Here is a 22,101-nt window from a genome sequence, read left to right as displayed (position 1 = left end):
GAGGACATGAACGCACTAAAAACACTGGCACGTATCTCGGTCTTTTTTGGTCTTCTGTTTTTTCAGAATTCATATGCTATTAATACGGCCTCCGAGGGATTCAAGTTGCTTCATGGGACCTCCATGAGCGTTCCCGTTCACAGCGTTTGTAAGATTCTCACGAACACTCATGCGACAAAAGATTACTTCGTTCCAACTTTGAATTTAACGGGATGGACGACCTTTTTAAGTAATAAGCCCACGGCCGTTTTGACGAAAGACTGCCGCTCTTGCAAAGAGATCAAAGATAATGGTGGAGCATGGACTGGCAACGGCATGTACTACATCGATCCCGATGGAGCTGGCGCCAATGTTCCCTATGTCACTTATTGTGACATGACGACGGATGGCGGTGGATGGACGCTGGTGTGGAGTAACACGCGTGGCGGAACGAATAAGCCCACTACCAGTTTAAGTTTTTATAATGCGACAACCGCTAGCACACCCCGTTGTTCACTTGCGAATGGCAGTACCTCAGCAAGTGGAGCGAGTTGCTCTTTGGTGACGAGCAATAAAGAACAATTCAATTATTTCGTCGGTCTCAATCAGTGGAATGAAATCGGCAAGAATCAAAAGTACATGGATTTTCTTTTTGAGTGGAGAACTGATTATGGAAAGGCCGTCGCTCAAGCAGCGAAGATGGCCTTGGAAAAGTTTGACCCCTTCCGCCAGTATACTCTCAACTTGCTTAATTTGACCGCCCTCACCGGTTCCGTCAGTCCGGGCTTAACTGTCTATCATAACGGAAAAGCTCTGACGACTTCAGATACCGACATCACTATTGCCGGACAAACATGCTCTGTCGGCTATAGTAATACACCATTCTGGTATCAAACCTGCTGGAGTGGCTCCATGAATGGTGGTGGGGAAAACATGGGTGGCGGATATTATAACGGTTCTTATTGGACAGGTTCCGCGAAAGCCTATGCAACAGATGCAGATGCCACGACGGGAGTTGCCGCCGGAAATGGTTGGTATTTCGTTCGTGAATATTCAACTTATGCGAATTGCTATGAACATAAAAAATTAGGTGGCGCGACAACGGATGGCCTTTACACCATTGATCCCGACGGCCCCGGTGGCAATGCGGCTTTCCAAGCTTATTGTGATATGACGACAGATGGTGGTGGGTGGACTCGCGTGTTCAAACATAATATTGCTGGTGGCTATTTTGCTAGTTTGGCGGCGGCCGCTTCTGCAAATCCTGCTGATCCCAATAACAATCTCTATTCGATCATTAATAAACTTGAATCCTTCCGGAGCCACGGTCGTTTCCTTTTTCGCATCAGTTGGCCCGGACGTGCCGCAAAAAATATTTGGTATCAGACAAGCAACCCAACGACCGACGTCAATGTGGCGGGATATTATCCAGTAAGTATCGGAGCCGCCATGCCCGATTGGATCGGCCTTGAACTGGGAAATGGAACCCACGGTACCGGCAATAGTAACAACTCGTATATCGACGGCTGTAATGGAAGTTGTTGGTGGTACTCTATTGGAGCCACTGCCGCTTATAACGGAGGAATTCCCGACTCGAATACATTTGATGGGTCCACGTCACATTCTTCTGAAGTCAATTTATGGGTGAAGGAAATCGATCCTCCACAAATTTATTCCTCCTGCAAAGCCATCTATGATGCTGGGTATGCTTATGGCGACGGCATTTACTATATTGATACCGATGGAGCAGGAAACAACAATCCTCCTATTCCCGTTTATTGTGACATGACTTCGGATGGTGGCGGTTGGACTCGTGTGTTTTCTCATGATATTGCCGGAGGATATTTCGCGAATGGAGCTGAGGCTATCTCTTATAATCCTTACTTCCCAACGACAACACGCTATTCGATTTTAAATAAACTGGAAAGCTTCCGTCGCTCGGGAAAATTTGAATTTAGAATTAACTGGCCTGGCTACACACCTAGAAACTGGTGGACTCAAACAAGCAATCCAACTTCGCAGGCCATTGCAGGCTACACAGCAGTCTCCATTGGGTGTTCGACGAACTATTGGGGAGGGCTTGAGTTCAATAGCAACTCAACAAGCACTCTGGCTGATGGCTCCGTCAGTCACAGCAATTGGTTTTATGCTATCGGCTCCTATGTCGGCTGGGGAACTCCGACTGTCGGAATTCCTGCCTGTGATACCGTCGCCACCGATGGCGTTCCCAAAGTCGAACTTTGGGTTAAGTAGTGATCATCTTTTTGTAGTATTCGAATAATTTTTTTGAACCGTGCACAAGATTGGCTTCCCAGTCATTGTGCGCGTTGTGATCCGCACCATCTGTGATGTACTTTAACGAAATCAATTGAACACCCATCTTGCGGCAAACTTTCGCCAAAGAATAACCTTCCATATCAACAAGATCACAAGGCACTTTTGTTGCACCCGTTTCAAAGCTGTCGCCCGTTCCGCAGATACCTTTAGGCAGTTCTGGAAAATAAGGAATAAGTTCGATCCCACCCGGAAGTGGATCAAAGGGAGTCTCCCCTACTTTAAAACCCAGAGGAGAAATATCCATGTCTCTTTGTACGAAAGTAGAAACTTCGACAAGATCGTGAGTTTTAAATTTAGAACTGCCCGCAGTCCCCAAATTGATCACCACTTTGCATTTGTTTTTGTGAATGATGTCCATCGCTGTGAGCGCGGCATTCACTTTTCCAATGCCTGTGTAGATCACGGGAATATTTTCTTTTTCAAAAAGCCCTTGGGATTCACCCGGAAGAGCCATCAACAATGCGACGTCACTAATATTGAACAAGGGAGAAAACCTCTTCGTTATTAAATTTCATTTGATTCAAAAAAGTGAGATTCACAAGAACCGCCACTGATTCCACTTTGTAGCCTGCAAGATGACTTAAATCAATAGCCGCTTGCAAAGTGCCACCAGTCGCAAGCACGTCGTCGATAATCATGATGTTGCCTTTTCCCAACGGCAGTTCAATTTCGGCAGAGCCGTACTCCAAAGCGTAAGAAAGTTTCTTCGTCGGAGGCGGCAACTTTCCCGCTTTACGAATCGGCAGAAAACCTTTCTTATGCGTTGCTGCCATATGCGACGCCAAAATAAATCCGCGAGATTCAATTCCTGCGAAGTAATCAATTTTAGTGAGATCTGCTTTCTTCACGAGTTGTTTCGAAACAAAATCCATGGCCTCTGGGCTTTGCAAAAGTGGTGACATATCTCGAAACAAAATTCCTTCTTTAGGAAAATTTGGCACATCGCGAATCAAACTTTTTAAGTCCATCAGGCTCTCCAGGAGTGGTTTTGCGGCTTTTTAAACACAGAATCTATATCTTATTTACAACGCTGCTTCGAGTAAAGAGAGATGACCTCCTTTGTTAGAAAATTATTTCGACTCACGTCTTATTTTCGTACTAGCCTCACCTTTAGATGAAATGCTCGATTATTTTGATACTTGGCTTGCTGACTTTGATTACAACAGCTTGCTCGACTAAACAGATTATCCGCGATTCCGAGTACAAATACTCCGAAGCCGCCTTTAAATCCGGCGATATTCCTCAGGCCCTGGAGAGATTCCCCACAAAAGAGCGACACGGTTTTGTCACTTCCATTGAAAAATCCTGGCTCGCTTTGTGGGACGGAGAAAAAGACAATAAAGATTTGATGCGCCAAAGTAAAACTTTGGACGAACGAAAATTCACCAGCGTCACTCGTGAAGCTAAATATTTTTTCTACAATGAAAGTGAAGACGGCTACATTCCTGCTGAGCATGAAATCATCGTGATGCATTTGATGAATGCGATGTATTTTATGCGCAATGAAAAGTGGGATGAGGCTCGCGTAGAAGCCCGACGCGCGACTTTCTTTTTACAGAACTATTTTAAAGAAGATCAATCGCACTTTGATGATCCGGCTTTAAGACTTTGGCTTGCGGGTATTTGGGCCTCCTTGGGCGAGTGGCAAGATGCTCAAGTGGATTTACGAAAGGCTTATGAGTTAAGTAAGAATAAAGCGCTCTTACCTCTTATAGAAATGCAGCAGCCTCCGAAGAATTTGAATGTGATCTTTGATGGCGGCGGACCTGTTATTACTTGGCAGGAAGGCAAACTCAGTCCAGAGTTTTCTGATGCGAGTACACCACCTTCGACGGCCATCAAGTTCAATACACTTCCCTGGTTTCTGCGCCATGAAGAACGGAATTCTGAGATTCGCAGTATTGTGATGAAGTCCAACTATATGGCGCAATACTATGGATTAAATACGAGTGTCGGCGCAGAAAAATCTTTGGGATTTGCGGCTTCTAACGGCTTGAGAGCGGCCGGAGTCATCGTCGGAGCCGTCATTATTGGTGGAGGGATTTACATCCTCGCACAAAGCGGCGCTTCGGGATCTGGAGAAGCCGCTGGCTACATTATCGCAACTGGGTTGTTGGCTTCAGCAGAGCTTTGGAAAAAAGGCGACAGACTGGCCCGTGATTTTGAACGATCAACGGAAGAATCAAAGCAAGAAGGCCTTGAAAACCTACGCACGTATCGCTTCGTTCGATTTATGCCAAGTTGGATTTCACTGACGACGACAGATGAATTTGTCGGTCTTCAAGCCAAGAGTTTGCATTTCAAATCCCCCAGCTCAAAGACCACAGTTCTTTTCTTACAAAGATTCTAGAAGTATTTTTTACGTTGTGATGAAGGCAAGATCTTAAGCATATCGCGGTATTTTGCGACCGTACGGCGTGCGATCTGAATGCCTTCCACTTTAAGCATGTCCACGATCTTCTGATCCGACAGTGGATTCTTAGGATCTTCTTTAGCAACAAGATCTTTGATTTTAATCTTCACCGATTCACTTGCCAGTGAGTCACCGTCAGAAGAGCTGATCCCTGAGTTAAAGAAGTATTTAAGTTCGTAAATACCTTGTGGCGTATGCACGTATTTCGCTGTGGTCACACGACTCACTGTCGATTCATGCATGCCGATATCGTTGGCGATATCTCTTAAAACCATCGGCTTTAAGAATTCAGAACCTTTTTCAAAGAAATCACGCTGATGCTTCACGATCGACTCTGTCACTTTGTAGATCGTGCGCTGTCTTTGATGGATGGATTTAATCAACCAGACCGCTGAACGCAATTTTTCTTGGATGTAGTCTTGAGTTTTGTCTCCAGTGGTTTTGCCACCTTTGAGCATGTTTTTATAGAAATTAGAAATCTTCAAACGCGGCAAACCGTCTTCATTCAAAGAAACAACGTAATCATCGCCGACTTTGTAAACGTAAACGTCCGGAGTCACATAGTGCGTGTCGCTGCTAACAAAGGCACGGCCCGGTTTTGGATCCATGGCGTAGATGATTTTACACATCTCAACCACATCACCCACTTCGCGGCCCAAGGCTTTGGCAATCGCTTCGTAGTTCTTCTTCTCAAGATCTTTCAAATGATTGTTGATCAAATTCACAAGATCGTGAGTGTCCTCTTCCAAGTGTTTTGCTTGAATCAAAAGACATTCCTTCAAATCACGAGCCCCCACACCTGGAGGGTCAAACTCGTGAATCAAAGTCAAAGTGTCTTCCAAAAGAGGCAATTCGATTTTTTCTTCTTCCGCCAATTGCTCAAGAGGGATTTTGATATATCCATCATCGTCAATAGCACCGATCAAAGCATCGGCGGCTTGCTCTTCTTCTTCAGAAAAGCCATTCATTTTCACTTGCCAGTATAGATGATCATGCAAAGTCTGAGACGCCGTGATGACGTTCTCATAGTTCATGATTTCTTCAGAACCCGCCATTCCTGATTGAGGAGGCTTTTGGTTGGCTTCGATATAGGATTCCCACTCAAACTCATCTTGTTTTTGTGGGTCTTGCATGTTTTGTTGATCCGGAGCTTCGGTGTGTTGAACTTCGTCCGCCGCTTCCTTGGTTCTTTGCAGATCTTCGTCTTTCAAAGCCTCTGCTTCTTCAAGAATAGGATTTTCCTCAAGCTCAGAGCGAACAGCCGATTCCAACTCCATGCGTGACATCTGCAAAAGCTTGATCGCCTGTTGCAGTTGCGGAGTGATCACCAGAGACTGGCTCAGGTTCATCGTCTGTCTAAGAGCCATGAAAGTCCTTTCCTGGCCGGCGGCCGCAGAGCCTTGGCTGAAGCAGCGCCAGCGTTTTTATAACTTAAAATTCTCGCCAAGATAGAATTTGCGGGCGATTTCAGAATTCGCAATTTCATCAGAGCTTCCGCTCACCTGAATCTTCCCGTCCTTCAGTATATAAGCATAATCGCAAATGCCCAAAGTCTCACGCACGTTGTGATCCGTTATGAGAACTCCTATACCTTTGGCCTTAAGATCGCGGATGATATTCTGAATATCAGCGACCGCAATAGGATCGATCCCCGCGAAGGGTTCATCCAGCAAAAGGAACTTTGGAGATCCGGCCAGGGCACGAGCGATCTCCACACGACGGCGCTCCCCCCCAGAGAGAGCATATCCATAACTGTCACGGATATGATCCACATGGAAGTCGCCGATAAGCTGTTCTAATTTTTCCGAGCGCTGGGCCCCTGAATAGCCATGAGCTTCCAAAGCCACGACGATATTCTCTGCCACTGTGAGTTTTCTAAAGATACTAGGTTCTTGAGCCAAATAGCTCAGCCCCACTCGAGCCCGCTTATACATGGGCTCCTGAGAGATATTCACTTCATCGATATTGATCGTACCTGAATCCGATTGAACCAGACCCACCACCATGTAAAACGAAGTGGTCTTACCCGCTCCGTTCGGCCCTAAGAGACCAACAACTTGTCCGGATTCTACAGAAAAAGAAACGCCATCAACGACCTTGCGTTTTTTGAAAGCTTTAGAAATGTCTTTGATGGTGAGCATACTCATTGATCTTTATTCTCCACCTTGGCACGCACTCTTTCAACCTTAACTTTTTTTCCGCCGTCGAGGAAGATGATTTCATCGCCACTCAGCTCATCGTTATTTTGAATAACGCGCGGACGTCCTTTGAAGGTGTACTTATTTGCCAAAAGGTCCAGATTTACACTCTCCGAAGTCGCAAACTTCGTCGCATCACTGACACGAACGCCGCCTTTGACCGCGACAGAACTTAAGAGGTCTCCAGCGCCATACAAAAACGACGCTTCCGGTCCTTCAAGCTTCATATTGTCGTAGTTCATACGAACCGTGCCCAAGAATTTTGCTTCGCGATTTTTACCGCTAAACTCCGCTCCGTCGGCGGCAATTTCAAACTTCTTGCCGTCTTTTTCAGGTTTTTGCGCTGAAACTTTATCCAAGATCACCATCTTAGATTGATCGACATAGGACTTCATGCGGTTGCCTTTTAAATACAAGCCCGCTCCGGCATTGTCCTTTGGCCCCTGCATTAAAACTTGCTGAGGACTGTCGATAATGCGTGTTTTAGAAGAGTAATAAATCGAAGGTGTTTGAAAAACGTAACCGTTCTCCGAGCGCGTGATCACATTCCCGATAACACTGAGATCCTTGGTCTTTGCATCCATGGTCCCCGTATCCCCCGTGACCGTGAACTCCACTTTTTCTTTATTATAAAAAAGAACCTTTACTTGCTTAAGCTTCACATTGCCAAGGCCTTGATTGCCTTCCGCAGAAGCGGCGAATAATTCCCAGTCACGATTTCCTTGTTGGCTTTCCACCAAGTGAACACCTTGCATTTTTTGTTCAGCAAGACTGGAGGGCTCTTCAATTTTTTCGCCCCGTTTAATACGTTCTTCTTTTTCTTTATTTAATTTTACTTGGGCTTCCACACGCGCACGAACAGCGGCTTCGTCTTCGTGTTCCAAACGTGAAGGGAATACTATAAGAATCTCGACAAACAACAGCACGAGAAGTGAGATAAAAATGAGATTCTTAAATTTGGTCATAGTCGTTTTGTTTGTGCGCAGGTGCAGTTAATCTTAACGTCCTGCGCAGCATAACTGACTTTTAGTTGGATGTCGATTCCTGAGGAAGTTTAGTCACTGCGAAATTGATTTCGCCAGCACCCGCCTCAGTCACCGTGAACAAGACTTTTTTGACTGTGAGGAAGTCCACGCCCTTATCGGCTTGGATCGTCACTTTGCTCCATGCATTAGGATCTTCTTCCGTCTCTCCACGAGTGGATTCAACCACGTCACGGATTTTATTTTGCAATTTGCTCTCTTGCTCAGCCTTCGATTTCGCCAAAGCCTCTTGCAATTGCACTTTAAGATTTTCGATGTTCCAGTCTTCAGAAGCTTTCACGTCGTCAAAAGTTGCTACAGGATCTTTATCCAAAAGGATTTCTTTATTGGAAATCGTCACCACGTGAGCGGGTTTCAACTCGCGAACGCTGGTCGCTTTCGGAAGAACAACTTCTTTCGGGATGTAAAGAATCTCTCCTGTCGCATTGTAGTTTTGCAAAAGGAAGATCACCAGAACCGTGAACATATCCACCATCGCCGTCAGTGACAGCAAAGCAGTGACATCACGTTTCCCTTTTCGCTTACTCAAGATGTTGTGATAACGATGTCTTTCACCGGGTCTAAAGATGGCCATTAATTAGGCCCTCCTGTTGCAACGGAGATCGCTGAAAACCCTGCGGTTAAACAGTTGTCCATTGCTTTGATAAGCTGTTCGTAAGGAATCGCATCGGCAACACTCACAACCGCATCCACTTTTTCAGGATAAAGTTGTTTCACGCGTTGCAATTGAGCGACCAGGCCGGCTTCGTCAAACTGTTCGTTCACCATGGGAAGACTGATGACTTGTCTCCCAACAGTTAATACATAACCTATCTCTTTCACATCCACTTTCAGTACGACATCCGCATTCGGTGGAGGTGTTGGAGCAGGTTGAGTGTCCGACTTCTTCCCATACAGGGAACTACCAATCTGAATCATAGACACTTGGGTCCAAACGGCCGTGATCAGCAAGAACGTGATGAGAACGCTCATCAAGTCGATGAAAGGCACGAGATTCAACTCGATATTCTTTTTACGGCCGCTGGAATCGCCACTATCTATGTGAGCCATAGAAAACCTCTAACTGTAAGCCTGTTAGTCTTTAATCTTTTCTCTATTTGCAACAACAAGGTTCAAAAGACTCATGCTTGTTTCAATCACTTCATTCTCTGTTTTTTGAATGCGATGTTGGAACAAACCGTAAGCAACGATTGAAATGATCGCAACCAAAAGACCGAATGCCGTACAGTTCAAGGCATGCGAGATACCTTTAGAAAGTTCCAAAGCTTTTGTTGCTGGATCGGCTGCTGCCACCGCACGGAATGAACCGATCATACCGATGATCGTTCCAAGAAGTCCGGCAAGAACCGCGACGTTACCAAAAACCGCAAGGAAGGAAACCCAACCTTCAACTTTTGGCATTTCTCTCATCACCGCTGCATCCATGGCCACTTGCACTTCTTCGTCAGGGCGTTTATTCATCGCCTGAACAAGACCTGCTTTCACAGTGTTCGTAAGAGGAGCTGGACGAGCATCGCAATAGCTGATGGCTTGGCGCAAATCACCTGCGACGACCATTCTGAAAATTTGGTCTGTAAATTCTTTTTTATCCACGGAAAGATTTTTAAGTTTCATCAATCTCTCCACGATCACAAACACCGCCAAGATGGCAATGACTGCGATCACGTACATGACGAAACCACCTTCAGCGAAAGCGCGCTGGATGAAATTCATGTTGTCTGCTGTTACTGTTGGGTTCACGGAAAGCCTCCTTAAAATACTTTATTTAAAAAACTTAATTACTCGCTGGGTTCAAGACAAACGGATACGCCTGCACTTCAGCCACAAGGCCTGGTGGAGGTTCCGGGAAAGTCCAACTTGCTAAACGATCACGAATGCAGTTTTCAACTTTGGCATTACCCAGCGTTGAACTCTTCACTTTCACGTTACGCGCTTGTCCTTTTTCAATAATTTCCCAACCCAAAATAATTTTACCTTCAAGCTTTGTTCCTTTTTCCATTGTATTGAGCACACGCTCATAACAACTTTGCAGTTCGTGCTTCTTCGCACGAATCACGCGACGGATCGCCTCTTTGTCGATCGTTCCATCAAAGGATTCTTCAAAGCCACCACCCTCGATCGCCACTGTGGTTTTATTGCCAAAACCATCCGCAGCTCCGTAAGCAGATTGACCCGACCCACGGCCTTTAGTTCCAATCCCCGCGATCCCTTGAGTCGCAGTTCCTTTACCACCGGCGCCAGCGTCTTTAAATTTAGAACCTAAATCATCACCAGCACGGTCTTCATTGAAACCCGCAGTTCCGGTTGCTTTATCTGCCATACCCAAAACTTCGCCGGCTCCCGAATAAGCTTTGTCGATGTTAGCTCTGCTTCCGCCACCACCGAAGGCGCTGAAGAGACCCACTTTCGAAAGATCTTTATTCGAGGACTGAGCATTCGCTCCTGCCGTCTGCCCTGTCTTGATCGCTCCACCTTGACGAGTGGATGTGAATTTCTTCGTACGATCTTTGGCATTTGGTTTCGGCGCCACTTCACTAGCTTTAGCTGCAACTTGCGCTTTCGCTGCCTGTTTTCCAGTCTGTCCTTTTTTCTGAGCTTCCTTCGTCTGATCCGCAACAACCACTTTTTGTGGAGGTGTTGGTGTCGGCGTTGGCTGCGCAGCTGGAGGAGGCGGCGGCGTTGGTGGCGGAGGTGTTGGAACAGGTGTCGCCGCAGGAGGTGGTTTATTAAACACCACTTGCGCAATACGCTGAACTTCCTCTTGCTTATTCTCCTGCCAATCTTTTGGAAGAGTCGCTGAAATATAAAGAGCCAAGAGTCCAACAAGCACCAAGGACATCACAACGCCCGTGGCTTCTGAACCCGTCAACATGATTGGCAGCATCGGCACCATTGGTGCTTGCGGTACGAAACGGATATAAACGACTAAGTTTCCACCCGGCAACGTCACGCAGAGCATTTCATTTTGATCAACGCGAACGTTGTAACCCTGCCCGCCTCTTTGTGCTTTTCCATTGCGAGCCAAATCTTCCACGGGTTGAATTCCCGCCGAAGAAACCAGCTCCACATTCATTTCTGCCGTCGTGTTGACTTTCAATCCCGCAGATAAATCAATCAATGGATATCCGCGCGGAACAAGTCCATCTGGAAGAGCAATGTGCTGATCTCCAGAGTTTACGCGAACAACTTTGTTTCCTTTAAAGTGATACGTGTTCAGAATTCTTTCTTTCCACGCCACGATCACTTGAACCGTCGTTCCTTTGCCAGGTTTTAGATGTGTTCTAAGATCCTGAACCTCACTTGGAGGAGCAAAGGTTTTTGATTTCTTAGGTTTTTTATACGAACTGCGATCCTTACGAATCTCAGGACGCACCGGAGCCGCCGTAATGACAGGTTTTTCTTCTGCCTTCGGCACCTCAACAGGAATCACGGGCGTTGGCGCCACTTTGATCTCTTCTGTTTTCACGACCGCCGCCGGAGGCATCGGTGCTGGCTCTGGTTTTTTTACGTCAGGAACCACCGCAGGAATAACCGGTTGGCTTACAACTGCGGCTCCCGGAGCCGCTTTTGGTTTTGGTACTCCGATAAAGAAAGCGATCTTAAACGGACCGATTTCAATTTCATCACCCGATGAAACCATTTCATCAAGAACGGCTTGTCCATTTTTGAAAGTTCCTGAAGAGGAACCCAAGTCACAGACATAGTAACCCATATCCCGCAGCTCAATAAGACAGTGAATCGGCGACACCTGATCGGAGTCTAAATCCAAATGCACTTCGGCGTTATGTCCGATCACGATCTGATCTTGATCGAACTGCTTAACACCAACGAGCTGATTGTTTTTGAAAATTCTGAATATTAAAGGCGCTCTCAATTACCACCCCGAACCCGCTGTATATCTTCTGTTGTTCGTCTCATCTCGGGTAAAAAGTTTTCTCTCAACTTAATCAATCTCTTGTAGTTAAAATTCTTTTTTTGAAAAAGATAAAAAAGATCCGGCTTCTGTGTTGAACCTTCGATCAATTCGTCTTCGAAGTTCAACGTCGCTTTTCTTTTTGTTGTCGTAGTCGTAGTTGTTGTCGTGGACGTGCGACTCGTTGTTTGCGCAAATGCCACTTCAAAAGCACAGATTATTGCAAACAAGACAGTAAATTGTTTAACGAATCGCAACATAGTCCCCACCTTCACTCTATTTTAAACCAGCTTTCGCCTTATTTTCCAAAGCAATAATTCGATTGCGAGTATCTGCAGGCCCACCTACAAACTTTAGTCTGTTAATAACTTCCAAACCCTCTTGGTACTTGCCCATATTATCGACCAACAATGTTGCATAATTATATAGAGCCTCTTTGTTGTTCGCGCTGTCTTTCAAAACCATTTGGTATAAATCTTCCGCTTTCTCATATTTGCGATGAGCAGTCAGGGCGATGGCGTAGTTATTCAAAACACGCGGATCACGAACTCCCTTTTTATAAGCGGTTTCAAGAACGACCTGGGCTTTGCCGTAGTCCTTCTCTTGAACATAGATGGCGCCAAGATTCGCTGCCGCTACAGCCTCGTCATTGTTGATTTCTAAAGCTTTGCGGAAAGATTTGATCGCATCTCGTTTTTCATTTTGAGCAAGCTGAACCACACCCATATTTGAATAGAGTTCCGCCATTTTCGGACTCGATGAGATGGCTTTGCTCAAAAGATAGCGGCACAAATCAAAGCGACCGCGTTTATAGTGATACATAGCTAAAGCATTCAGGGCTTTGGCATCATTTGGCGACTGAGTCAGAATCTGCGTCGCCGCCTGATAAATTCTCTCGTCACTTTGCGATTTAATAGCTTCGTTCAAAGCCGCGTATTGCGATGGAGTCGTCGGCACTTGCGGACGAACAGGCTCCTCGGCCACGACGGGTTTTGGCTCTTCCTTCTCCGCGACGGGAGCTTCAGTCACTGTATGGACTGGAGCATCCGTTTTTGTTTCCTTCACAGGGTCCGAAGAACACGCTGCTAATCCTAAGAGGGCGAATAAAACAATGATCTTCTTCATTATTGACCTATCCAGTTCACCAAGCGGATGTCAGAGCCCATCTCGCCGCCGTTGTAGTATGTTTTCGGATCTAGTTTATTCATGTACTCGTAAGCCGTTTTAAAGCCGTCATTATAAACTTCAAGTTCCCACCCGCGTTCAACCGCGAGTTTGAAACTCTCCCGGACTTTGGTATTGAACGGTTCTGCGAACTTCTCAACACCCGCTTTATATTGTTTCGTTTCTTCCGCATTCAATCCCGGAGGAAGTGGTGCATTCAAAATAGCTTGAGCCATATTTTGGTTGGCCTCACCCAAGACGCTCAAGGAACTCACGATTTCTTCGGCACTGTCGTATTTAATAACGTCAGCAAGTTCACTCGTAAGTTTTGTCAACAAGGAGACTTTTTTGTCGGCCGCCGCTTTTTGTTTGTTTGGATCTGCTGGGAACGTAACGGCTTTCATTTCTTTGAAAGTCGTCATGGCTTCGTCCAATTTCAATTTCGCTGCGTAAGAAGCACCGACACCTTTTTTATTGGGGGCAAAACGTTTTTGGATCGCCAAAGTTTTTTGCGCCCACTCATTGGACTTGGTCACGGATCTTTGACGGCCATAGAGTTCACTCACCCAGTAAGCGCTCTCCACCACTTTTTCCTGATTGCGTCCGCCGCCTTCGACATATTCCGTATAGCGTGCGATGGCCGCGCCATTTTGACCGGCCTTACGATGGATTTGCGCCATGCTATAGACCGCTTCGATATTGTCAGCGTGTTTTTTATTTACTTTCGTAAATTCAGTGTAAGAGCGAATCGCTTCGTCTGATTTTCCAAGAGCCTCATACAAAACGGCCGCATTGTAAATCAAGTTTGGAGCCAATGAGTCCGTTGGATTTTCCTGCGCTGACTGCTTGTAAAGCTTCGCAGCTTCTTCAAACTGAGCCGAGTCTTGATACTGCTTTGCCAACAAACGACGGGCTTTCGGTTTCAACTTCTCCGCCGATGGATCTTTTGAAGCCAGAACGCCTTGGTAAGATTGAATCGCCGGACTATTCATGCCCGCACGTTCATAGTTCACACCCGCATTAAAGAGAGCTGTGACTGCCAAAGTCGATTTTGGATTTTGTTTCGCAAACGCATCGTATACTTGCGCACTGTCTGCGTATTTCTTTTCAAGTTCCAAGTCTTGACCACGTTTGAAAGAGGCTTTTTCCAAAACGCCACGAATGTCGGAGCCCGCTTTGGAGGACGCGATGGATGGAACAGCCAAAAGCTCCGCTCCCGTTTTTTCCAAACCAACATAGTCTTTCTTCAAATTGTAGATATCCAAAAGAAGGTTGGCAGAATACTCTGCGTATTTCGTATTCGGATAAGTTTGCACGATTTCACGGAAGTGTTTTGTCGCTTCGTCAAAGTGATTGCTTTGATAATACAAGCGGCCCATACGGAATTTGATTTCCACGGCTTTTTCCGAATTCGGGAACTTTTCCACATACCACTGACCGGCTTTGATAAAGCGGTCCACTTTTGGTTCCAATGGCACTGGGTCCAAAGAATTTCCGATGCGTTTTTGCATCTCTTGATCGGACGGAATGCTTCTTTCCACCGACAAGATCAAGTTGTGCGCCGACTTGCTGTAGAACTTGCTCTGAGGAGCATTATCCACAACCCATTTGTACTGCATCGCTGCTTCGTCGTACTTGCCCATATCATAGAGCAACTCACCGTAGTAGAAATGCATGTCCGAAGCCGTTGCTGAATCCGGGAACTCTTTCAAATAAAGTTGGTAACCTTCATTAGCCTGCGCTTGCGAATACGGAGCGCGAGAGTTTTGCGCCGTTTGATGCTGTTGCAAAACGTAGTTACGCAAAGTCGTTTCACGAAGTTTGTAAGAGTTTTCAATCAACTCTTTATTGTTCTTATTTGCCGCATACCACGCGCTGCTCGCATCGTAGTCTTTCACCCAGCTATAAAGTTCGTTTTTAAAGCGAGAGGTGTTTTTAGCGTAATAATAGTTCTGAACAATTTGGTATTGATATTCAAATGCTTTTGGCGAGCTTGGGTTTTGCGAAATAAGAAGTTTAAAGACTTCTCTGGAAGCATCTTTATTCCCGCGATCTGAATACTGGTACGCCAAACGCTCAAGATAAGAGCTGTAATTGTCGCCTACCAAGTTTTTAAAGTAAGATGCGGCTCTCGTCGGATCTCCGCCTTCAGCATAAAACACGACGATATCACGCAAGGCTTCGCCCTCAAGACGAGTGCGGTTGACGGTTCTGCGACCTGCCAACTGCTCGCCTGTTTCGGCTTTGCCTGATTTAATAATGAATTCAAGATAGCTCATCGCCTGTTGTACTTTTCCTAAACGGAAAAGACACCAAGAGCCTTTGTACAAGGCAAATGTGTGCAAACGATGTCTCTTTTCTTTGATGAGATGAGAATATTCTTTGTACGCTTGCGCCCATTTTTCATTTTCAAAATAGTATTCCGCCAAGGCAAAGTGCGCCTCACCCACAAATGGAGAGTTAGGATACCCTTTTGTCAGTTGTTCGTAGTATTGCGCGCCTTTTTTAACTTCGCCCAATTCAAAGTAGTTGTATCCAAGGAAGAAAAGCGCCTGGCTCATCTTCTCGTCACGAGGGAAATCACGTTGGAACCACTCGTAAAGTTGGACGGCTTTTTTATTGTATTCGCGAGCCTCAGCCGTATCGAGTTTCGGTTTTACTTTGGTTTTTCCGGATTGGAATGCGCGCAGTTTTGCGTCGTATTCATCTTGTCTGCGACCGTCGATCAAGCCCGCTTTTTCAACGTAAAGCTCCGCCAAACGAAGCCATAATTCACCACGATTTGGGCTTGTTTTGAATTTTTGCGTGAGTTTATAAAGTTCACGGATCTGTTGATCCAAAACTCTTTCGTACTCCGCCTTTTCTCCACTGGATTCTCTTTGCATGATTTCTGAAGAGCGCGGCGGTTTTACAGATTCTAAATTATAGTTTTTAACATCGTCCTTAAAGCCTAAGTTCGAAGACGGCAGTGATGTGTCTGTTTTTGACATTTGCAAACGGCCGCCACGACTGCTTTCGCTGGCTTGAGACAACAGTTCACCCACTGTCTTTTTCTTAACAGTCTTAGTGGTTTTAACAGTCTTAGTCTGCGCAAACGCCATCGGGCTTACGCAGAGAACGGTCAGAAGACTTGAAACAAGAAGTTGATGCCTGTTGAATTTCATATTTTACTCGCAGCTTTGTTTGCCAAGATAGTGGTAATTCCCAACCTCATCGAGCCAGTACTCTCCTTGGAATGGATAGTACTCGTAGCCGTTTTGGATGTAGAACTGACGATCTACTTTCTCGTCGATTTGCTCTGTACCGATATCTTTACCAGAGATTTTCTTTTTAATGCTTTCCTTGCGACCCGTGATCATCTCGTAGCGGATGAAGCCGGCTTGCTCGTAAAGGTCACGCAACTCTACGCGCATATTCTGCAAGTGCGCTTTGACCATATCGCCCACCGCATACTTCGCATTGCGACTGCGGTTGGAAAGGATCTTCAGAGCGTATTGACCCAGCGGAGACGCGCGGAAAGCAGAGTTTGATTCCACTCTCGCTCTTTCTTGGCTGAGTTTTTCAATATAGTGCATAGAACGCTTCACGTCCCCTTGATCAAGGACGTTACGAAGAACGATGTAAGGCAGACGCAAGTTCGCACTCTTATCAGTCGTTTTCATGAAGTGCGCTTTTTCGATTTCACCATAGAAGGCACTGGCATCGTTTGTCGTTTTTAAGAAGTCACCGATCTTCGTGCGCACAGGACCATAAGTCTTTTCAAAGAGGCTTAGGACTTTTTCCATCTCGTCATACTTACAGATGTAGAGGTAAACGATGGCGCGCAAAAGTAAACTCTCCGGCATATAAAAGTCTTCATAATATGCCGAGTGGAGAGTTTGGAAATTACTAAGAGCCGAACGGAAACGAGCCGCGCGAAGCATCGCCCAGCTGGATTCAAAAACCGAATCATGCCACATCAAAGTATCGCGGGGAACCTGGGCATAAGCTTCGATGGAAGCTTCCCAGTCTTGCTTTTGATAAAGCGCGCGAGCCAAACCCATTTGCGCGGACACACGATTTGTATCGGTGACCGGAGCTTTACGACGAGCATCCAACATTTTATTGAAAGTGCCGATCGCCAAAGAAGGTTGGTTGGCTTCAAGTTCCGCCAAACCTTTGTTGTAAAGAGCTTGATAGTAGTAGCTGCTTCCGAAACTCACACGACCAAAAAGATCCGCCGCTCCCGAGAAATCACGGTTGCGCAGCTTGATTTCTCCCAAACGGAAGTGAATCATGTCTTTAAGGTTGCTTGGGAAATCATTCAAATCCACGCGAGAGATCGCATAGTTCAAAATCGTGTCGTCACCTAAACTGTCCGCCACGATAGAAAGTTTTTCGATCGCCAGTTTCGAATATTTAGGATGTTTTGAACGGATCACATCGACAAACTGGAAAGCCGCTGTTTGATAAAGTTTCAACTCGATCAACATCGTTCCCAAGATGTATTTAATCTGTGGACGGTCCGACGCCAACTCCGGACGACGCGCCAGAGAGAATAAATTATTCGCCGCTGATTCATACTGCCCGCTTTGCGCCATACGAAGAGCGTTGCTCAATTGATTGCGCAACGCTGATTCACGCGTATTTGTATTGTATGCCGGAGCTGCTTTTCTTGCAGCGGCACGGGGCTTTAGAGTTTTACGTTGAGCTGAGCTGGCAGCCGGCAAAATAAAACTTGTGGCTATCAGGAGTAGTAATAATTTCTTCATCGGTAACTAGCCTCCGGAAAGAACCAACTCATACCCACAGTGAGGAAGAGATTGTTGAAAGAGTTTTGAGACCCGTCGATCCCTTTAGCGTTAAAGAAGTTCCAGCTAAAGTCCCAGCGAACAGCATAAGCTTTGCTCAATGCAAAAATCTGCCCTGTTGCCAGATGCAGAGTTCCCGCATTTTCACCGGCTTGCGTGTTGGTCGTTCCGTAACCCGCCGAGAAATACAAATCAAAAGGAACGATCTTTTCGTTGAACCAAGTCATTTTTCCGTAGATAGGAACATACATCACATCAAGCCCGACAAAGGATTTCGGATAAACCAAGTTTTCCGTACTCACCCCTTGAATGTCGCGAAGCTCTTCTGTCGTTTGTCTTTCAGAAGTTGTTAAACCGAAATAGTTCAGCTCTACACCCCAGGACTCGTTCAAGAAGTAACTGGCTTTCGCCACGCCACCGATTGTATTAAAGAACGGATTGTTGGTAAGAACTGTGGCTCCACCAAACAACTGAAAGCGCCCTGTTTTAGGAAGGAATCTTTTTTGAATGACTGAGATCTCTTTAAAAGGAGCCAAAGTTCCGAGTCCCGAGAAATCTGTCAACGTGTTGTCTCTGGGCGCGGTTTCCTGATAACCGGGAGCCGAGTCCGCCGGAGCCGTTTGCTGTTTGTTTGGCGCGGCTTTATCCAACTCCAACTCAATCACATCAAGTTCGTCACCCTCTGACTGTGCCTGCACTCCTAAGGGAGCCAGCATCAACAGCATCAGAAAAATGTATGTTTGTTTTTTCATAGACACCTTTAGCTCCTCTTAAAATAAGTACGAAAGACCGACGTCCAAATTGGTCGTATAAAGAACTCTTTCCTGAAACTCATCAAATGACGGCTTCGGAGTTCCCTCTTGCATTTTACTTCCACCTAAGAACGGTACCGGACCTTGATGGGCGTAAAGACGCAAATCAAAACGCAAAGCCCAGTCTTTATTAAAATAGAATTTTTGTCCCAAACCGACGGCGACTGCCGGGAAGGTTTTATGTTCATACTGAATGACTCCCAAAGAGCCCGAACCATAAAGAACCGTATTGAATACCAAGGACTTCGTGATCCCCATCTTTCCGTAGAAAGCTTTGAGGTTGTAGTCACCCATGATCACATTCTTAGGCATAGGAGCTTTAGAAAGATCCAAATGAGTCGCCGGAGTTTTTTCGATTTGTTTTGCGTAATCGGACAGACCTGACAAGTTATTGGCAAAGAAAAGACCGATAGCGTGATCTTCACTCCAGTGATAATAAACGCCAAGGCCTAGCTTACTCACGTTGGCAATCGGCTCCGTCATCGCGTATCCATAGAATACGTCGACGTCGAATTTACCAGCAGTCACCACGTTTCTGTTTCTGACACTCACTGGTTTATCAAACACAGGAAGCACAGATTCTTGCGCCAACTCTTCAGGCGGGAGTTCCACAACTTCAGCCGCGAACGCTGCCTTGTGTAGCAACAAGGCAAGAACAATAATCATAACGGCTTTGAAACCATTTTTTAGCATGAATGACCTACCTAGAGGAAAAAGCCCCATATTTATAGATGTAATCACAAACTTCTCTCACAGCACCACACCCACCGGGTCTGCGAGTCACGTAATCAGCAATTTCAAGAACTTCATCAACAGCCTCAGGCACAGTGGCACCGAAAGCGACCGTCTGCAAAAGAGGAACGTCGAAGATGTCATCACCGATGTAGGCCATCTCTTCAGGCTTTACTCCGGATTCCTGTTGCAGTTGTAAGAAAGAGGGCTCTTTGTCGAGAGCACCTTCGTAGAGATATTGAATTCCCAGATTTTTTACACGCGTGCGAATGTCTTCTGCCTTAGTTCCTGTAATCACAGCAATTTTATAGCCGGAATCAATAAGACGTTTGATACCCACGCCATCGCGAATAGAAAAGAATCGACGCCATTCTTTGCCATCAAACCAAATACGCGTGTCCGTTAAGACGCCGTCCACATCGAGGACCAACATCTTGATATTTTTCAATTTTGATATTTCTAATCCCACTGAATCATTGTGGAAAAGAATATACAAGGGGGCAAGTGCCCTACCTTGATACAGGACTTAAGGTTGTATGACAATTGCGACAAAAGTCTAGAGAGTCTTTTGCTTACAGACCCAAACTCTTCGAGTGGGACTGATCTGCGGAAATCCACGAAAGCAAATGGTCTGGAAATGGGGGCGACTGTAAAGAGAGTCCCAACACTTTCAATAAATCCTGAGGTGACACCGTCCCGCCCTCTTTACTTAAAAAACGCGCGCGAATCATGCCGACCGCAATGACTTCGCCACGGCTTGTGAACTTGTGCTCAAGATAAAGATATTTTTCATCCCAAGAAATCAAACGCGTGCGCAGTTCAAACTTTTGAAAGAGCTTTAAAGAACGACGAAAACGAATCGTTTCAGAAGCGACAACGGGATACCAGCCTTGTGCTGCGATTTTATCAGCCGCTTTTGCCCGCGCCATGTAGTCCATGCGAGCTAAATCCTGCAACGAAAAATAAACGCCGTTATTCATATGGCGAAGAACATCCAAATCCGTGAACCACACGCGAAAGGGCGTTGCGCACTCTTCGAGAATATCAACGGGTGCGCGAAAACGGGAAAATAAAAGAATATGCAAAAGACGAAAGAATAAATTCATAACTGCTTCCTATTTTCGTGCTTCCAGTTCACTGACACGGTTTTGTAGACGGAACAATTGAGTTTCCATCTCTTTCATTTTTGCTCTCAGTTCTTTTACATCACCGGTGTCCACACTCGCCGAAGTTTCGGGACCTGCGCCCAAAAGCCCCGCGCCTAACTCCGCTCTTTTTAAGTTGAGTTCCTGCAAAGCTTCTACGTCCTGCTCATCCACTTCGCCTGTCGTGGCGTATTGCCCTTTCATGGCCTTTTGCTGTTCATGGATCTGGCGGCTCAGTTGAGTCATCTGTTGAAGGTTTGAATAAGTCTTTTTAATTCGGCTGAAGTCAGGAGGAAACTCCCCTGTGATCGCGGAAAATACGACCACAAACATGACGATTGAAATAAAGAGGCTGCGCAATACCGAACCTAATATTTTGCCTAGAGCTTCACGCATTAAATACTCCCTAAATGACATTTGACTCAAGGACTCAGGAATGGTCAAGTGAGCCTAAACAGTCTAGACGAGGTTTTAAATTATGCTTCATTTTATCACTGCTGCCGTTTTGGTTTTCACCTCTTCCCACGCCTTGGCCCAAGACGAAGGTGAAAAAGTTCCAGTTAAAGAAGGTTATGAAACGCTGGATATGAGCGAGTATCAGGCTTTTGAAAAAACCAAAGTGCCTAGCAAAAAAGGTGGCACTAAGTTTTCAACAAGCTGCAAAGATATCACAGGTGCGGAATTTAAACAGGGAGAAGCCGGTTATGAAACTTGCCTGGGCCAAGTGAAGCCTGGAAAGTCCTCAGACAAAGAACCTGGAAATAGCATGAACTTTAACATGGATTTGGGAGACTAAAATGAAACGCCTTCAACTTGCCTTCGTTCTTTTACTAGCTCTTACTTCTTGCACAAAGAAAGCAGAAACCCCGCAAGGCGACGCTTCTTCTCAAGCAAAATCGGAATTGATTGTGGGAACAGATGCAGCTTACGCTCCGTTTGAAAGCGAAAGTGCAGACAAAACGGTTCATGGTTTTGACATCGATGTTATTAAAGCCGTCGCCGAAAAATCGGGACTGAAAATCAGAGTCATCAACACTCCTTGGGAAGGCCTTTTTAGCCAACTTCAATCCGGTGATCGCGATATTTTGATCTCTGCCATCACAATCAACGACGAACGTAAAAAAGTGATGGATTTTTCAGAGCCCTACTTTGAGGCCGTGCAGTTGATCGCCCTTCCTGCCACTTCGAAAATCACAAAGTTTGATGAACTTAAAAATTCAAAAATCGGCGTGCAAACAGGAACGACGGGAGACGAAGTGGCAAGCCGCCTTTTGGGTAAGGCCAACGCCAATATCAAACGTTTTGAAGGAACACCCTTGGCATTGGAAGAATTGGAAAACGGTGGAGTGGATGCCGTGGTTGCTGATAATGGTGTTGTGAACAACTTCCTTGCTAACAATCCTAAAACTTTCAAAACAATCTCTGATCCCAGCTTTTCAAAAGAGTATTACGGCATCGCCGTTAAAAAAGGCAATGCGGAGCTGCTAAAAAAGATTAATGACGGTTTGACAGCGATCAAAGCTGACGGAACTTACGATCGTATTTTTAAAACTTACTTCGGCGAGAAGAAGTAAC

22 protein-coding genes are annotated in these 22,101 nt (G+C 45.7%); 4 read left to right on the top strand and 18 right to left on the bottom strand.

The features are described from left to right. Nucleotides 1-123 precede the first annotated feature (123 nt). Nucleotides 124-2,232, top strand: a complete 2,109-nt coding sequence (locus ACL934_RS04480) for a fibrinogen-like YCDxxxxGGGW domain-containing protein (RefSeq protein WP_374078130.1) — start codon at nt 124-126, stop codon at nt 2,230-2,232. On the opposite strand, the gene ACL934_RS04475 is transcribed toward ACL934_RS04480, so the two are convergent. Together ACL934_RS04475 and ACL934_RS04470 are read right to left on the bottom strand one after the other, a co-directional pair. Continuing rightward, complete coding sequence (locus ACL934_RS04475; protein WP_374080432.1) at nt 2,225-2,770, bottom strand: 5'-nucleosidase; 546 nt, start codon at nt 2,768-2,770, stop codon at nt 2,225-2,227. The two genes, ACL934_RS04480 and ACL934_RS04475, sit on opposite strands and share 8 nt — an antisense overlap. Before the next feature lie 16 nt (nt 2,771-2,786). After that, nucleotides 2,787-3,284, bottom strand: coding sequence for an adenine phosphoribosyltransferase (locus tag ACL934_RS04470; protein WP_374078127.1), 498 nt, complete (start codon nt 3,282-3,284; stop codon nt 2,787-2,789). A 146-nt stretch (nt 3,285-3,430) separates the two neighbouring features. Between ACL934_RS04470 and ACL934_RS04465 the strand changes: the two genes are divergently transcribed. Then, nucleotides 3,431-4,666 (top strand): hypothetical protein, encoded by a 1,236-nt coding sequence (locus ACL934_RS04465; protein ID WP_413613182.1) that lies wholly within the window; start codon nt 3,431-3,433, stop codon nt 4,664-4,666. On the opposite strand, the gene rpoN is transcribed toward ACL934_RS04465, so the two are convergent. The 16 genes from rpoN to ACL934_RS04385 all read right to left on the bottom strand — a co-directional run bounded on the left by rpoN (nt 4,663) and on the right by ACL934_RS04385 (nt 20,922). Further along, the gene (gene rpoN, locus ACL934_RS04460; RefSeq protein WP_374078123.1) at nt 4,663-6,096 is read right to left on the bottom strand and encodes an RNA polymerase factor sigma-54; all 1,434 of its coding nucleotides are present in this window, start codon (nt 6,094-6,096) and stop codon (nt 4,663-4,665) included. The two genes, ACL934_RS04465 and rpoN, sit on opposite strands and share 4 nt — an antisense overlap. A gap of 57 nt (nt 6,097-6,153) precedes the next feature. After that, a complete protein-coding gene (lptB, locus tag ACL934_RS04455) occupies nt 6,154-6,876 on the bottom strand; it encodes an LPS export ABC transporter ATP-binding protein (RefSeq protein WP_413613181.1) in 723 nt (240 codons plus the stop codon). After that, entirely contained in the window at nt 6,873-7,892 is a 1,020-nt protein-coding gene (gene lptC, locus ACL934_RS04450) for an LPS export ABC transporter periplasmic protein LptC (protein ID WP_413613180.1), read from the bottom strand. Before lptC ends, lptB begins: the two co-directional genes overlap by 4 nt. A 61-nt stretch (nt 7,893-7,953) precedes the next feature. Continuing rightward, the gene (locus ACL934_RS04445) at nt 7,954-8,544 is read right to left on the bottom strand and encodes an ExbD/TolR family protein (protein WP_374078119.1); all 591 of its coding nucleotides are present in this window, start codon (nt 8,542-8,544) and stop codon (nt 7,954-7,956) included. Next, nucleotides 8,544-9,020 (bottom strand): ExbD/TolR family protein, encoded by a 477-nt coding sequence (locus ACL934_RS04440; protein ID WP_374078118.1) that lies wholly within the window; start codon nt 9,018-9,020, stop codon nt 8,544-8,546. The genes ACL934_RS04445 and ACL934_RS04440 overlap by 1 nt, the downstream gene beginning before the upstream one ends. 24 nt (nt 9,021-9,044) lie before the next feature. After that, nucleotides 9,045-9,710 (bottom strand): MotA/TolQ/ExbB proton channel family protein, encoded by a 666-nt coding sequence (locus ACL934_RS04435; protein ID WP_374078115.1) that lies wholly within the window; start codon nt 9,708-9,710, stop codon nt 9,045-9,047. Between the two features lie 34 nt (nt 9,711-9,744). Beyond that, nucleotides 9,745-11,844 carry an AgmX/PglI C-terminal domain-containing protein gene (locus ACL934_RS04430; RefSeq protein ID WP_374078113.1) on the bottom strand — a complete coding sequence of 700 codons (2,100 nt, stop codon included), beginning with the start codon at nt 11,842-11,844 and terminating at the stop codon, nt 9,745-9,747. After that, nucleotides 11,841-12,143 carry a hypothetical protein gene (locus ACL934_RS04425; RefSeq protein ID WP_374078111.1) on the bottom strand — a complete coding sequence of 101 codons (303 nt, stop codon included), beginning with the start codon at nt 12,141-12,143 and terminating at the stop codon, nt 11,841-11,843. Before ACL934_RS04425 ends, ACL934_RS04430 begins: the two co-directional genes overlap by 4 nt. 16 nt (nt 12,144-12,159) lie before the next feature. Beyond that, complete coding sequence (locus ACL934_RS04420) at nt 12,160-13,008, bottom strand: tetratricopeptide repeat protein (RefSeq protein WP_374078109.1); 849 nt, start codon at nt 13,006-13,008, stop codon at nt 12,160-12,162. Next, entirely contained in the window at nt 13,008-16,211 is a 3,204-nt protein-coding gene (locus tag ACL934_RS04415) for a tetratricopeptide repeat protein (RefSeq protein WP_413613179.1), read from the bottom strand. Before ACL934_RS04415 ends, ACL934_RS04420 begins: the two co-directional genes overlap by 1 nt. A gap of 3 nt (nt 16,212-16,214) precedes the next feature. After that, complete coding sequence (locus ACL934_RS04410) at nt 16,215-17,798, bottom strand: tetratricopeptide repeat protein (protein ID WP_374078104.1); 1,584 nt, start codon at nt 17,796-17,798, stop codon at nt 16,215-16,217. After that, nucleotides 17,795-18,589 carry an outer membrane beta-barrel domain-containing protein gene (locus ACL934_RS04405; protein ID WP_374078102.1) on the bottom strand — a complete coding sequence of 265 codons (795 nt, stop codon included), beginning with the start codon at nt 18,587-18,589 and terminating at the stop codon, nt 17,795-17,797. Before ACL934_RS04405 ends, ACL934_RS04410 begins: the two co-directional genes overlap by 4 nt. Nucleotides 18,590-18,607: 18 nt before the next feature. Beyond that, a complete protein-coding gene (locus ACL934_RS04400; RefSeq protein ID WP_374078100.1) occupies nt 18,608-19,342 on the bottom strand; it encodes an outer membrane beta-barrel domain-containing protein in 735 nt (244 codons plus the stop codon). Nucleotides 19,343-19,349: 7 nt separating this feature from the next. Beyond that, the gene (locus ACL934_RS04395; protein ID WP_374078098.1) at nt 19,350-19,829 is read right to left on the bottom strand and encodes a KdsC family phosphatase; all 480 of its coding nucleotides are present in this window, start codon (nt 19,827-19,829) and stop codon (nt 19,350-19,352) included. 124 nt (nt 19,830-19,953) lie between these two features. Further along, nucleotides 19,954-20,487, bottom strand: coding sequence for an acyl-CoA thioesterase (locus tag ACL934_RS04390; protein WP_374078095.1), 534 nt, complete (start codon nt 20,485-20,487; stop codon nt 19,954-19,956). Nucleotides 20,488-20,496: 9 nt separating this feature from the next. Next, nucleotides 20,497-20,922, bottom strand: a complete 426-nt coding sequence (locus ACL934_RS04385; RefSeq protein WP_374078092.1) for a hypothetical protein — start codon at nt 20,920-20,922, stop codon at nt 20,497-20,499. Nucleotides 20,923-21,004: 82 nt separating this feature from the next. On the opposite strand from ACL934_RS04385, the gene ACL934_RS04380 reads away from it, so the two are divergent. Both ACL934_RS04380 and ACL934_RS04375 read left to right on the top strand, forming a co-directional pair. After that, nucleotides 21,005-21,322, top strand: coding sequence for a hypothetical protein (locus tag ACL934_RS04380; protein WP_413613178.1), 318 nt, complete (start codon nt 21,005-21,007; stop codon nt 21,320-21,322). 1 nt (nt 21,323) lies between these two features. Then, a complete protein-coding gene (locus ACL934_RS04375) occupies nt 21,324-22,100 on the top strand; it encodes a basic amino acid ABC transporter substrate-binding protein (protein WP_413613177.1) in 777 nt (258 codons plus the stop codon). Nucleotide 22,101: the final 1 nt, after the last annotated feature.

The sequence above is a fragment of the Bdellovibrio sp. HCB-110 genome (assembly GCF_047323225.1).
GTDB lineage: Bacteria > Bdellovibrionota > Bdellovibrionia > Bdellovibrionales > Bdellovibrionaceae > Bdellovibrio.
Note: the sequence above shows the minus strand (reverse complement) of the source record. Positions and strands in the feature narration are given on the sequence as shown.